Source organism: Billgrantia zhangzhouensis (assembly GCF_021404465.1).
Lineage (GTDB): Bacteria > Pseudomonadota > Gammaproteobacteria > Pseudomonadales > Halomonadaceae > Halomonas > Halomonas zhangzhouensis.
This window is the reverse complement of the sequence record NZ_JABFTT010000013.1, coordinates 92,353-105,503: the sequence shown is the minus strand read 5'-3', so window position 1 is coordinate 105,503 and position 13,151 is coordinate 92,353. Positions and strand designations below refer to the sequence as shown.

11 protein-coding genes are annotated in these 13,151 nt (G+C 63.3%); 2 read left to right on the top strand and 9 right to left on the bottom strand.

The window, feature by feature from the left end:
• Position 1: 1 nt before the first annotated feature.
• From phnG to HOP51_RS16580, 9 genes are all read right to left on the bottom strand, one after another.
• A complete protein-coding gene (gene phnG, locus HOP51_RS16620; protein ID WP_234275033.1) occupies positions 2 to 472 on the bottom strand; it encodes a phosphonate C-P lyase system protein PhnG in 471 nt (156 codons plus the stop codon).
• Positions 469 to 1,221 carry a phosphonate metabolism transcriptional regulator PhnF gene (gene phnF / locus HOP51_RS16615; protein WP_234275032.1) on the bottom strand — a complete coding sequence of 251 codons (753 nt, stop codon included), beginning with the start codon at positions 1,219 to 1,221 and terminating at the stop codon, positions 469 to 471. Before phnF ends, phnG begins: the two co-directional genes overlap by 4 nt.
• 36 nt (positions 1,222 to 1,257) lie before the next feature.
• Entirely contained in the window at positions 1,258 to 2,049 is a 792-nt protein-coding gene (gene phnE / locus HOP51_RS16610) for a phosphonate ABC transporter, permease protein PhnE (protein ID WP_234275031.1), read from the bottom strand.
• A 56-nt stretch (positions 2,050 to 2,105) separates the two neighbouring features.
• Entirely contained in the window at positions 2,106 to 3,143 is a 1,038-nt protein-coding gene (gene phnD / locus HOP51_RS16605) for a phosphonate ABC transporter substrate-binding protein (RefSeq protein WP_234275030.1), read from the bottom strand.
• A 29-nt stretch (positions 3,144 to 3,172) separates the two neighbouring features.
• Positions 3,173 to 4,000, bottom strand: coding sequence for a phosphonate ABC transporter ATP-binding protein (gene phnC, locus HOP51_RS16600; protein WP_234275029.1), 828 nt, complete (start codon positions 3,998 to 4,000; stop codon positions 3,173 to 3,175).
• A gap of 218 nt (positions 4,001 to 4,218) precedes the next feature.
• Positions 4,219 to 5,628 (bottom strand): nitrogen regulation protein NR(I), encoded by a 1,410-nt coding sequence (gene ntrC, locus HOP51_RS16595; protein WP_234275028.1) that lies wholly within the window; start codon positions 5,626 to 5,628, stop codon positions 4,219 to 4,221.
• A complete protein-coding gene (gene glnL / locus HOP51_RS16590) occupies positions 5,621 to 6,667 on the bottom strand; it encodes a nitrogen regulation protein NR(II) (RefSeq protein ID WP_234275027.1) in 1,047 nt (348 codons plus the stop codon). The genes ntrC and glnL overlap by 8 nt, the downstream gene beginning before the upstream one ends.
• Before the next feature lie 434 nt (positions 6,668 to 7,101).
• Complete coding sequence (glnA, locus tag HOP51_RS16585) at positions 7,102 to 8,508, bottom strand: glutamate--ammonia ligase (RefSeq protein ID WP_234275026.1); 1,407 nt, start codon at positions 8,506 to 8,508, stop codon at positions 7,102 to 7,104.
• Between the two features lie 350 nt (positions 8,509 to 8,858).
• Positions 8,859 to 9,398 (bottom strand): glycosyltransferase family protein, encoded by a 540-nt coding sequence (locus tag HOP51_RS16580; protein ID WP_234275025.1) that lies wholly within the window; start codon positions 9,396 to 9,398, stop codon positions 8,859 to 8,861.
• 341 nt (positions 9,399 to 9,739) lie between these two features.
• Here HOP51_RS16580 and typA point away from each other — a divergent pair, with 341 nt between their 5' ends.
• Positions 9,740 to 11,587 (top strand): translational GTPase TypA, encoded by a 1,848-nt coding sequence (typA, locus tag HOP51_RS16575; protein WP_234275024.1) that lies wholly within the window; start codon positions 9,740 to 9,742, stop codon positions 11,585 to 11,587.
• A 183-nt stretch (positions 11,588 to 11,770) separates the two neighbouring features.
• Positions 11,771 to 13,042, top strand: coding sequence for a glutamate carboxypeptidase (locus HOP51_RS16570; RefSeq protein WP_234275023.1), 1,272 nt, complete (start codon positions 11,771 to 11,773; stop codon positions 13,040 to 13,042).
• The last annotated feature ends 109 nt before the right edge of the window (positions 13,043 to 13,151 follow it).

Genomic DNA, 13,151 nt, shown 5'->3' with positions numbered 1-13,151 from the left:
TTCACTCCCCTCTCACCAGGGTGAAGAAATCGACACGGGTGGCCGCGGTATCGCGTGCCGCCTCGCCACGTCGCGCCTCGAGCGCATCTTCCAGCGGCGCAATCAGTTCACTGTCGATGTGCCGCGCCCAAGCCTCATGCTGGGCACAGGCGTCGATCAGTGCGATCAGCTCGGCATGGCGACGGTCGCGCCCGCGCACCCATCCGTGGCCGAGGGCGCCGGCAGCGGGCGACGCCTCGTCGAGCACGACACTCGCCCGGGTCAGCGTCATTTCGCCAAGGTTGAAGGCACGGCCGGTACCGCCCATGCGACCTCGCAGCATGGCCATGCCGGTCTCGGGGCCGCGTACGCAGCGATGGGCGACACGAATGCCGAGCGTGGCCCAGCGGGTCTCGATCTGCTGCCGTAGCGACAGCGCCAGCACCCGCTGGCGTCGCGCCTGCGACATGCGCCGGTCTTGCAGGGAAATCATGAGGGCACCTCGTCGGTGGGATCGAAATCGATGTGGTAGGCGAGCCGGTCTGCCCGGGCGCGACCGATCGAGACCTCGACCAACGTTCCGTCGCGGTCGACGTTGTCGCTCGAGAGCTGCAGCAGCGGGGCGTTGAGCGGACAGCACAGATAGCGTGTGTCGTCGCGGGTGGCACTGCCGGCCTCGATGCGTACGCGCCGACGAACCAGTTGAAGCCCGTAGTGCTGGTTGAGCAGGGCGCGGGTGGAGCCACCACGATAGCGCTGCTCCCAGCCGGGTACCCGCGTGGGGTCGAACCAGTGACGCAGCAGCATCACGGGAGCGCCGTCGATATGGCGCAGGGTATCGACGCACAACAATTGCTCACCGGGGCCTCGTCCGAAACGCTGGGCGATCGCTTCGGGAGGCACGTCGAGCCCCTGCGACAAACAGTCGGTATGGGATACGAACCCCAACTCGGCAAGGTTTTGGGTCACCTTGCTACCGGCGCTGACCGCATAGTCGAGGCGGCGGTCGACGACCTGGGTGCCTCGCCCCTGGTGGCGCGTCACCATGCCGGCGGCTACCAGTTCATCCAGCGCACGGCGCACGGTATGGCGGTTGACCCCAAAGCGCTGGGCCAATACCGCCTCGGTAGGCAGCAATTCGCCGGGGGTATAATCGGTACGCACCTCGCGAGCCAGCGTATCGGCCAGCTCACGATAGCGCGGCGTTTTGTCGATCGAGCCTCCGGTCACTTGTCTAGACATATTCACTCCAAAGAAAAGTGCCGTTTCCATCAGAAACTAGATGAAACGCTTGCGGACGGTTTGCGACAGCATGTCGAGCAGGGTGACGGCGACGATGATCACCAGCATGATCGTGGCGGTCTCGGCATACTGGAAACCACGCATGGTTTCCCACAGCGCCACGCCGATACCGCCTCCACCGACCATGCCGAGCACGGTGGCCGAGCGAATATTGGACTCGAAGCGGTAAAGACTCACCGATATCCATAGCGGCAACACCTGGGGAATCAGGCCGAAGACGATCTCCTCGAGACGACCGGCACCGGTGACGCGAACGCCCTCCATGGGACCGGCCTCGCTGGCCTCCACGGCTTCGGAGAAGAGTTTGGCGAGAACACCGGTGGTGTGGACGAATAGCGCCAGGGTACCGGCGAAGGGGCCAAGCCCCACGGCAACCACGAAGAGCATGGCAAAGACCAGCTCGTTGATGGCTCGGCAGGCGTCCATCAAGCGGCGCATGGGCTGGTAGACCCACCACGGCACCAGGTTCTCCGAAGAGAGCAGGCTGCATGGGATAGCGAACGCCACCGCCAGCAGTGTGCCCCAGATGGCAATCTGTACGGTCACCAGCATCAGATCGATGTAGTACCCGAGGTTGCCGAAACGCGGCGGGAAAAAATCACCGGCGAGTTCGGTCATGTTGCCAGCGTTAGTCATCAATGCACTGGGTTGCATCTCGGCGCCTTGCCAGGCCCAAGCTAGCACCGCTAGTGCCATGCTCCAACCGATTAGATGCAACCAGCTACGCTTGGCCGGTGTGCTGGTGAGCATGGGGGGCGACATATTCATGGGGTCTCCCTAAGAGGGGCTGACATGCCCCTCTTGGCATCGTGTTGGCGGCAGACTTACTGGGTCACAGCGGCCATATCGGGCGCTTCCCGCTCGGACTGAGCGGCTTCGCGAGCCTCGAGGCGCTCGTCGAGCACTGCCAACTGCGCATCCAACTCGGCGAGTCGACGCGCCTTGTCGTCGGCGGCGATGCCATCGTCGTTCTCGATCTCGAGCCGCTGCTTGAACAGCTCGAGCTGGCGGATAGGCAGCAGCTGATCGTTATCCGATGCCTTAAATCCGGCCCACTGCAAGGACGCAATGATCTCGTGCTGCTCGGCAGTCTCACCGTAGTGCTCGAAGAAGTCGCGCAGCTTCGCCTTCATCTCTGCGGGAAGTGCCTCACGCCATACCAGGGGGTTGGAAGGAATCAGTGGTGACTCCCAGATCACCTTGAGCTGCTCGGCCTTGTCGGCCGCATTCAGCTCGAGACGCTCGAGAGCCCCGCTATTGAAGGTGGCGACATCGATCTGCTGGTTAGCCACCGATAGTGCGTTGGTCTCATGATTGGAATTGAGCGAACGCTTGAATGCCTGACGGGGATCGACATCGTTCTGAGCGAAGACGTAATAGCCAGGTACCAGGTAGCCGGAGGTAGAGTTTGGATCCCCATTGCCAAAGGTCAATTCGCTGGCATTGGCGAGGATGTCCTCGACGGTTTCGAAAGGACTTTCCCTGTGCACGATCAGCAGGCTCCGGTAGCCGGGCTGCCCATTCTCGTGCACGACCTGGGCGAAGATTTCGCCCCCAGCTCGGTCGACCGCCTCCATTGCCGACTTGTTGCCGTACCAGGCGAGGTCGATCTTGTCGAAGCGCATGGCCTGGATCACCGCCGCGTAGTCATTGGCGAAGAACGGCTCGACCTCGATGCCGAGGGATGCCGACATATCTTCGAGAAACGGGCGCCACTGTGGTTCCTGGTTCTGGCTCGACTCGGTGGAAATGATGCCAAAGCGCAGGGTATCTAACTCCCCGGCGGCGGCATACTGGCTACCCAGCAGACCAAAACTGGCGATAACGGGTAGTGTGATGCGACGTAGAGCACGGCATAGCATGGTCGGGTTCCTCATGATCGGTCGGAGATTCAGCCGACAGCCCCCAAGGCCACCAGACTGTCGTTGGGTGCAGATGTGTCGTGCATTTCGTCCAGGTCGGCATTGTCATAAAGTGCCTGGAGTCGGGAATCGGTCAGCTCGGCGGTGGGACCGTCGTGATAAAGGCGGCCTTGCTTGAGGGCGATCGTGCGCGGGCAATAGCGACGCGCATACTCAACCTGATGCAGGGTGACGAGGATGGTACGCCCATCCTCGGCATTGATGCGCTTGAGAATGTCCATGACTTCCCGGGCACTGCGCGGGTCGAGAGAAGCGATGGGCTCATCGGCGTAAATAATGTCGGCATCCTGTACTAACGCACGCGCGATGGCGACACGCTGCATCTGACCGCCGGAGAGCGTATTGGCACGTTGGCCAGCAAGCTCGCCGAGCCCTACTCGGGCCAGGGCATGACGCGCTTGGCTACGCTCCTCCTCGCTGAAGTGTCCCAGCAACGCTCGCCAACGCGGCATCGAGCCCAGGCGACCGATCAATACATTGGTCATCACACTGAGCCGCCCTACCAGGTTGAACTGCTGGAAGATATAACCGGTACGGCAACGCTCGGCACGAGAGCGTCGGATCAACCGGCCATCGCACTGGATGTCATGACCCATGACGGTGACACGGCCACCGGTTTGGCGGTTGGCGACGGTCAGCCCTACGAGATGGCGCAACAGAGTGGACTTCCCCGAGCCGGAAGGCCCAATGAGGGCCACCATTTCGCCGGCTTCGATCTCGAAGCCGACCTCGCTCAGTACCTGGGTCTGGCCGAAGCTCTTGCTGAGTCGTTCGACAGCGATACGGGTGATCGACATGATGCCTTCCTCTATACGGATGGCATCAGTGTCACGGCAGGAGATGAAACGCAGTTGTCTAGACAATAACAATTGCGTGACATCGGCACGGCCAAAAGTCACACCACCAGCGAGTCTCGCGGGTTGCTGCGACGACACAACAATGCCTTGGCGCCATTCGTCATCGCAGGGTCATGCCAGTGTCATCGCAATGTCATGCTTCTCACCAGCAGCTCGGCTTAATCCTCCGCCAGCGAGGGCAGCAGCGTCTTGAGCTTGCGCGTCAGCGTATTGCGCCCCCAGCCGAGCAGTTCGGCGGCCTCGCCCTTGCGCCCCCCGGTGTGCTTGAGCGCGGTCTCGATCAGGATGCGCTCGAAGTCGGGCACGGCCTCCTCGAGCAGGTGGGTGTGTCCGGCGGCCAGGGCACGATCGGCCCAGTCACGAAAGGCAGCGCGCCAGTCGCCGCTGGGCGCTTCGCCGCTTTCGCCGTGGCGCAGTTCCGGCGGTAGGTCTTCGACAAGGATCTCGCGCCCCGAGGCCATCACCGTCAGCCAGCGGCAGGTATTCTCCAACTGGCGCACGTTGCCTGGCCAGGACAGGCGGGTGAGGTGAGCCTCGGCGTCCTTGGTCAGCACCTTGACGTCGGTGGCGAGTTCCTTGGCCGCCTCGGCCAGGAAGTGCCGCGTCAGGCGCGGAATGTCCTCGCGCCGCTCCGCCAGCTTGGGCAGATGGACACGGATCACGTTGAGACGGTGGTACAGGTCCTCGCGGAAGCGGCCATCCTCCACCAGCCGTTCGAGGTTCTGGTGGGTAGCAGCAATGATGCGTACGTCCACCTTCACCGGCGTGTGGCCACCCACGCGGTAGAACTCACCATCGGCCAGCACCCGCAGCAGCCGGGTCTGGGTCTCGGCGGGCATGTCGCCAATCTCGTCGAGGAACAGGGTGCCGCCGTTGGCCTGCTCGAAGCGCCCCTGGCGGCTGGCGGTGGCGCCGGTGAAGGCGCCCTTTTCGTGGCCGAACAGTTCGGACTCGATCAGGTCGCGGGGGATCGCCGCCATGTTGAGGGCGATGAAGGGCTGGCTGGAACGTGGGCTGTGCTGGTGCAGGGCGCGGGCCACGCGCTCCTTGCCGGTCCCCGACTCGCCATTGATCAGCACCGTGATATGCGAGTGCGACAGCCGGCCGATGGCGCGAAACACCTCCTGCATGGCCGGCGCCTCGCCGATGATTTCGGCGCTTAGCCCTTCCGGCACGCTGACCGGCCGCTTGCGTTCGCGGGCGTGGGCCACGGCGCGGCGCACCAGGGCCAGCGCCTCGTCGACGTCGAACGGCTTCGGCAGGTATTCGAAGGCGCCGCCCTGGTAGGAGGCCACGGCACTGTCCAGGTCGGAGTGGGCGGTCATCACGATCACCGGCAGCTCGGGATGGACCTCGCGTATCCGTGACATCAGGTCCAGGCCATCGATACCGGGCATGCGAATGTCGGTCACCAGTACATCGGGGGGGGTATCCAGCAGGCGGCTGAGCGCCACGTCGGCCCGGTCGATGCACTCGACCTCGAGGTCGGGCTGGGCCAGGGCGCGCTCCAGCACCCAGCGAATGGCGCGGTCGTCGTCGACCACCGCGACACGTGCGACATCAGTCATGGCGCCTCTCCAAAGGAATAAGCAGACGAAATTCGGTGTGTCCGGGCCGGGACTCGCATTCGATCAGCCCCTGATGCTGATGCAGAATGCCCTGGGCGATGGACAACCCCAGCCCGCTGCCGTCGGCACGCCCCGAGACCATGGGATAGAACAGGGTCTCCTGCAGGCTCTCGGGGATGCCGGGGCCGTTGTCGATCAGTGCCACCTCGCAGACCAGGCGGTGGCGCTCGGCACCCAGGGTGAACTGACGCCGCGCCCGGGTGCGCAGCAGCAAGCTCGGTGCTTCGGTTCCAGCCTCGGTCATCGCTTCCACGGCGTTGCGCGCCACATTGAGCACCGCCTGGATCATCTGAGCCTCGTCACCTGGGAAGTCCGGCAGGCTGGGATCGTAGTCACGCTCGATCGTCACGCTCGGCGTTTCCGCCATTAGCAGCGCGCGCACCCGCTCCAGGACCCTGTGCACATTGAGCGGCTCGTGGCGCAGCAACTTGTTCGGCCCCAGCATGCTGTCGACCAGGTCGCGCAGCCGGTCGGCTTCCTCGACGATGATGCGGGTGAACTCCTTCAGGGCAGGATCGTCGAGGTCGCGCTCGAGCAGTTGGGCAGCGCCACGAATCCCGCCCAGCGGGTTCTTGACCTCGTGCGCCAGGCCACGTGACAGCACCTTGATCGCTTCCTGACGGTTGAGCAGGGCTTCCTCGCGGGAGATGCGTAGCAGGCGGTCGCGCGGCTCCATTTCCACCAGCAGTTCGGGCATCGACAGCGGCGTGACCGTGTAATCCACGGTGACCGCCGTACCGCCGGGCAGTGCCAGCCTGACCTCGCGCTGAGTAAAGGGATGCTGGTCGTCGCGCGCCTTGGCCAGCACCTCTCCCATGCCGTCGTCCCCGGTCAAGAGCGCTGTCAGGCTGTGGCCCTGCACCCGGCCCAGGCTGACCGCCAGCAGAGCCTCGGCCGCCGGATTCATCCAGCTCAACCGCAGCTCGTCATCCAGCAGCAGCACTGCCGTGGTGAGGTGTTCCATCAGGCGTCGATACATTTACGACCTTCCCTCGGTGAATGCAGTAATGCTTAGCGCGACGCTTGCATCGTCATGGCGCATCGGCAGGAAGCGCTCCATTGCCGATACAGTGCCCGGCAGTCCAAGGCTTAACATTCCTAGCAAGAAGTGCGCCAACCCCTATTGGCGCGGCATGGCGCCGTTTCAGAGCGAAAGCGTGATCCTGTGCGCACCATAATGGTGCATTAATGGCAAAGCTGCTAGACAGGAAGCATGGTTTGCCTCTGTCCTGGTGCATCGGACTTGGTGCATCGAAGCACAGGAATGACCAACCATTGAGGATCGGGTAACCAGCATGGGGCAACGTACCTCGGCATGCCGTCCGTAGAGCGAGGCCGGCACAACGAAAAAGGGCCCCGCGATGCGGAGCCCCTGATGCCAGACCGGCGCCTAACCGCGCCGGACGCGGCTGCTTAGCAGCTGTAGTACATGTCGAACTCGATCGGGTGCGTGGTCATGCGAATACGCTCGACGTCTTCCATCTTCAGCTCGATGTAGGCATCGATCATGTCGTCAGTGAACACGCCGCCTTCGGTGAGGAAGGCACGATCCTTGTCCAAGGCTTCCAGGGCCTGATCGAGGCTGTGCGCCACGGTCGGCACCTTCTTGCCCTCTTCCGGCGGCAGGTCATAGAGGTTCTTGTCCATGGCGTCGCCGGGGTGGATCTTGTTCTTGATACCGTCGATGCCGGCCATCAGCATGGCGGCGAAAGCCAGGTAGGGGTTGGCGGTCGGGTCCGGGAAGCGGGCCTCGATGCGCTTGCCCTTAGGGCTCGCGGTGTACGGAATACGGATCGACGCAGAGCGGTTGCGCGCACTGTAGGCGAGCATGACCGGCGCTTCGAAGCCCGGCACCAGACGCTTGTAGGAGTTGGTGGAAGCGTTGGTGAAGGCGTTCAGGGCACGGGCGTGCTTGATGATACCGCCGATGTAGTACAGCGCCATTTCGGACAGGCCCGCGTACTGGTCGCCGGCAAACTGGTTCTGACCATCCTTCCAGAACGACTGGTGCACGTGCATGCCGCTGCCGTTGTCGCCGACCAGCGGCTTGGGCATGAAAGTAGCGGTCTTGCCGTAGGCGTGAGCCACGTTGTGGATCACGTATTTCATTTCCTGGACTTCGTCGGCCTTCTTCACCAAGGTGTTGAACTTCACGCCGATCTCGTTCTGGCCGGCGTTGGATACCTCGTGGTGATGCACTTCGACGCTCTGGCCAATGGCTTCCAGCGTGTTGCACATGGCACCGCGAATGTCGTGGAAGCTGTCGACCGGGGGCACCGGGAAGTAGCCGCCCTTGACACGCGGACGGTGGCCCAGGTTGCCGCCTTCGACCTGACGGTCGGTGGACCAGGCCCCCTCTTCGGAGGTGATCTTGTACATGGCGCCTTCGATGTCGGCCTTCCAGTGAACCTCATCGAAGATGAAGAACTCGGGCTCCGGGCCGAAGAAAGCGGTGTCGCCCAGGCCGGTGGACTGCAGGTAGGCCTCGGCGCGCTTGGCGATGGAACGCGGATCGCGATCATAGCCCTGCATGGTGGCCGGCTCGATAATATCGCAGCGCAGCACCAGGGTGGCGTCCTCGGTGAACGGGTCGAGGAAGGCGGTACCGTCTTCCGGACGCAGGATCATGTCGGATTCGTTGATGCCCTTCCAGCCGGAGATCGAGGAACCATCGAACATCTGGCCGTTCTCGAAGAACTCCTCGTCCACGTCACGGGCCGGAATGGTAACGTGCTGCTCCTTGCCCCGCGTGTCGGTGAAGCGCAGGTCCACCCATTTCACGTCATGTTCTTCGATCAGGGCGAGAGTCTTGGCTGACATGTGTGTCCTCCGTTTGAGCTGTGGCTCGATTCGATTGGCTGAAGTCCACTGGTGCTGGTTCGTTGCAGCACCCGTTGTAGCACGCTGTGGGCCAGCTGCCCACGTTCGCCATACACAAGCATGGCGAGCTGCTCATGCTAATGCAGATGCTGTGCCAATCTTGCACCAAGCCAAGACAAAAAAATGGCAATACATTGTTTTACAAGAAATATAAATTGCACCGCACTGTATCGACCTGCACCAAGCCTGCCCGCCTAGCCACTTCGAGCCCCATCGGGATAGAATTTATGCGCCATCATGGTGCGCATGAATCGACAATGCACCACTTGGGTGCGATGGCGGCGCTCTTCTCAAGCAGTCTCTACCGACACCCGCGCCTGACAGGCCCGCAGTCGCTCGAGCAGATCGGGCAGGGCGTCGCTGCCCAACTGCGGGTCGAAGCCGCCGATGCGCTCGAACCAGGTTCGCACCACCCAGAAGGTGTCCAATGGCGACGGGCGCTGCAGCAACCACCAGCGTCGCAGCCAGCCATGGCGACGCACCGGCAGTATGGCCGCATCCCACTGTTCGCCCGGCTCGATCTCGACCAGCCAGTGGCTCAACCAGTTCATTGCACGGCGGTCCGCCAGCCCGGGAAACAGCAGCAGCTCACCACGGCTGGCTCTCACGGCAGCATTGAGCCGGCTCCCCAGGGGTGTGGAGCCACACGACAACAGGGTTGCCCGATAACGCTGCGCCAGGGCCGGCAAGCGGTGGTCCCCGGTATCGTCCACCAGCAACAGTTCATAGATCCCCTGCCACCGCCTGGCCGCCTGCTCGAAAGAAACCAGATTGCGTGGCAATTTCGCGCCGGCACTGCGAGCATCGAGAATGACACTGGAAAGGGGCATGGCACAGGGCTCCACCGAGGATGGGAGGGCCGCTCGCAACGCGGCCGCGTTACAGAGTGTGTGAATAAGTGTAGAAAAGTAGCGGCAAAATGCCCTTACTGAATTTCTTCCCATCGCGCTCTCCCACTCATGTCCGCCATGACGAAACGACGGCATGGCCCGGACCACCCCAAGCGGATGGGGAAGCGCCACGCCCCAGGCTGATGCCCCCCCATATTGAGAGGTTGTGCTATTCCCCTTCCCCGCTTACCTGTACAATGCGCCTCCACTCCCTACCCCGCGCCTAGGGTACGTCCTCCCGATGTGTACATAGGTGCGCCCCTGTTGATGAGTCACACCCTATGAACACAGCTGTAACCCCCTCTCGCATCGAGAGTTTGCGGAATATCGCCATCATCGCTCACGTCGACCACGGCAAGACCACCCTGGTCGACAAGCTGCTGCAGCAGTCCGGCACCCTGGATCGCAAGGCCGAGGGGCAGGAGCGGATCATGGACTCCAACGACCAGGAAAAGGAGCGCGGCATCACCATCCTGGCCAAGAACACCGCGATTCGCTGGCAGGACGGCAATGGCCGCGACTTCCATATCAACATCGTCGACACTCCCGGACACGCCGACTTCGGCGGCGAGGTCGAGCGCGTGATGTCGATGGTCGACTCGGTGCTGCTGCTGGTCGACGCCGTGGACGGCCCCATGCCACAGACCCGCTTCGTGACCCAGAAGGCCTTCGCCCAGGGCCTCAAGCCGATCGTGGTGGTCAACAAGATCGACCGCCCCGGCGCGCGTCCCGACTGGGTCATCGACCAGATCTTCGATCTGTTCGACAACCTCGGCGCCAGCGACGAGCAGCTCGACTTCCCGATCGTCTACTGCTCGGCGCTCAACGGCATCGCCGGCATGGATCCGGACGCGCTGGCCGAGGACATGTCGCCCATGTTCCAGGCCATCGTCGACATCGTCGAACCACCGGCCGTGGAGCTCGACGGCCCATTCCAGATGCAGATCTCGGCGCTGGACTATTCCAGCTACGTGGGCGTCATCGGCCTTGGCCGCATCAAGCGCGGCTCGGTCAAGCCCAACCAGCAGATCGTGGTGATCGGCACCGACGGCAACACCCGCAAAGGCAAGGTCGGCCAGGTGATGACCCACATGGGCCTCGAGCGCGTACAGACCGAACTCGCCACTGCCGGCGACATCGTCTGCATCACCGGTATCGATGAACTCTCCATCTCCGATACCCTATGCGACCCGGTCGCCGTCGAGGCGCTGCCGCCGCTGTCGGTGGACGAGCCCACCGTCTCCATGACCTTCCAGGTCAACGACTCGCCCTTCGCCGGTCGCGACGGCAAGTACGTCACCAGCCGCAACATCAAGGATCGCCTCGATCAGGAGCTGATCCACAATGTGGCGCTGCGCGTGGAACAGGGCGAAAGCCCCGAGAAGTTCAAGGTCTCCGGCCGCGGCGAGCTGCATCTCTCGGTGCTGATCGAAACCATGCGCCGCGAAGGTTTCGAGCTGGCGGTGGGCCGTCCCGAGGTGATCATCAAGGAGATCGACGGCGTCAAGCAGGAGCCCTACGAAGAGGTCATCATCGACTGCGAGGAGCAGCACCAGGGCGCCATCATGGAGGAACTCGGCTACCGCAAGGGCGAGCTGACCAACATGAATCCCGATGGCAAGGGCCGCGTGCGCCTGGACTTCATCATCCCCGCACGCGGGCTGATTGGCTTCCGCGGTCAGTTCCTGACGCTGACCTCGGGCACCGGCATCCTCACCAGCCGCTTCGATCACTACGGCGCGCTCAAGCCCGACGCCGCCATCGAGCGCCGTAACGGTGTGCTGGTCTCCATGGTCGATGGCAAGGCGCTGGCCTATGCGCTGTACGCCCTGCAGGAGCGCGGTAAGCTGATCATCGATCACGGTACCGAGGTCTACGAAGGCATGCTGGTGGGTATCCACAACCGCGCCAACGACCTGGTGGTCAACCCCACCAAGGGCAAGAAGCTCGACAACATGCGTGCCTCGGGCAACGACGAGAACATTGTGCTGACCCCGCCGGTGAAGTTCAGCCTGGAGCAGGCCATCGAGTTCCTCGACGACGACGAGCTGGTGGAAATCACCCCCAACCACATTCGCCTGCGCAAGAAGTTCCTCAAGGAGCACGAGCGCAAGCGCGCCAAGAAGTAAGCCTCGCTCGCTTCTCAATGACACCCGCCACTCGGCGGGTGTCGTCGTTTTGCACGAGGTGAATCTCCAATCCAAGGCAGGCCGATAGGTGGCGTTCGCGGGCACCTGGCCTAGACTCTACCCAGCGCCTCGCATCTGCGTGGCCGAGCCACCGATAGCCAAGAACACTACAGGGACACAGCCATGAATGGACTCCCCCTCAAGCCGCTGTGCTGCGGCGCGGCCCTGGCCGCCATGTTCGCTGCCGCTTCCGTCAACGCCGAGCCTGTTGCCACCGAAGCCGACCAGGCGGTACTCGATGCCGCCGAGCGCCACGAGGAGCCGTTGCTCGAAACGCTCGAAACCCTGGTCAACATCGATTCCGGCACCACTTACGAGCCGGGCCTGGCCGAGGTCGAGGCGATTCTCGACGAGCGCCTGCGTAAGCTGGGCGCCGAGGTCGAGACCCATCCCTCCGAAGAGCTTGGCGGCAATACGCTGGTCGGCACTCTTGAGGGTAGCGGCGAGCGCGACATCATGCTGATGATTCACTACGACACGGTGTTCGGCGAGGGAACCGCGGCCGAGCGGCCGTATCGCACAGAGGATGGGCGCGCCTTCGGCCCCGGCGTGGGTGATGCCAAGGGCGGCGTGGCAATCATCCTGCACAGCCTGGCGATACTCGAGGAGCTGGAATACGACGGCTATGGCACGCTGACGGTGGTGTTCAATCCCGACGAGGAGCGCGGCTCGCTGGGCTCCCGCGATCTCATCCAGCAGCTCGCCGCCGAGCAGGACGCGGTGCTGGTGTTCGAACCGACCCTGGGGGAAGACGGCACGGATGCGGTAACTACCGTGACCAAGGGCATCAACTACGCCTTTCTCGAAGTGACCGGCCGTGCCTCGCATGCCGGTAGCGCCCCGGACGAGGGGCGCAACGCAGTGATGGAACTCTCCCATCAGTTGCTCCAGCTCAGCGAACTTGGCGACCCCGACAAGGAAACCACCCTCAACTGGACGGTGGTCGAGGGCGGCGGCACCCGCAACATCATTCCCGAGTACGCCCGGGCCGAGGGCGACATGCGCTACTTCGAAGCCGACGAGTACGAACGCGTGAGCGAGGAAGCCAACGAGATCATCGCCAGCCGCCTGATCGAGGATACCGACGTGGAGTTCCGCCTGGAGCGCGGTCGCCCGCCGCTGCCGGAGAACCCGCAAACCCAGGAACTGGCCGAGACGGCCAAGGCCATCTATGCAGAGCTGGGCCTGGAACTCGGTGCGGTGGAAATCGGCGGTGGCACCGACGCCGCCTACGCCTACCAGCCCGATGCTGAGCGCCCGGCAGTGCTCGAGTCACTCGGCCTGGTGGGAGGCCGCTACCACAGCAGCGACGAATATGTCGAACTGCACAGCGTGGTGCCGCGCCTCTATCTGGCCACGCGCCTGATCATGGAACTCGCCGAGGAAGCCCCCTGAGCGGGAGGCACCATGCCACTGGCCATGCCCACCATGAGGTGGGCATTTTCTTGCCGCACCCATCAGCGGCTACGCTTCTCCGTAGGTGATCGAAATCGACTTTGCAGGA